At 29.3% G+C, this 757-nt stretch carries 1 protein-coding gene; it reads left to right on the forward strand.

The window, feature by feature from the left end:
• Window positions 1–487: SMI1/KNR4 family protein (locus B0A80_RS20595; protein WP_089078506.1), on the forward strand; the 487-nt coding region annotated here is incomplete at its 5' end.
• Window positions 488–757: the final 270 nt, after the last annotated feature.

Below are 757 nucleotides of genomic sequence, written 5' to 3' on the forward strand. Positions count from 1 at the left end.
AAAATCGATAGACTCACACTTACCGGATGATTATAAATCTTATCTTAAAGATTATGGATTAAAAGGGTTTAATGAATCTGTGTTTTTCAAACCATTGAACACTGAAGCGATTTATATCCATGATGAAATATTGGGGATTCCAAATTTTGTGTTTAAAGGTTCTTATGTGGACTCTTTTTTCGGAAAAGTTGAAAATTCACCAAAAGATATCTTTAAAAATCTAAATATGTATCAGGATAGAATTCCTAAAAAATGTTTACCAATAGGGGGTGATGGATTAGGGAATTTGATATTAATAAGATTAACAGAGAATAATTATTCTAATATTTTATTTTGGGATCATGAAAATGAATGGGACGAAGAAGATTACGAAGAAGAATCGGAAGGAAGGAGCTTTGAAGAGAATATAAAATATCAAAATACCTATCTCATAGGAGATAATTTTTCTAATTTTTTAGAAAGATTAGAGGTAAAACCTGAAATGTAAGATTTAAAAGGGTTTAAGAAAATACCTGGACTATATAGAAAAGTTTAAAAAAATGGACAGTTTACAATAATATTTTCTGTAAGTCGGATATGGAAAATATTTATTACTTAATCTTGAATTGCTAGATCATAAAAAAAACTAAACCCCGCACATTTCAGCGGGGTTTGTTGTGAATATTAGAATCAATTTTTAATTTCTTTCGCTGGTCTGATAATCAGCATGTTTTTCATTACGGTAATGGTCAAATTCCTGTCGATAGTGAATCCCGCA

Source organism: Flavobacterium tructae (assembly GCF_002217475.1).
Lineage (GTDB): Bacteria > Bacteroidota > Bacteroidia > Flavobacteriales > Flavobacteriaceae > Flavobacterium > Flavobacterium tructae.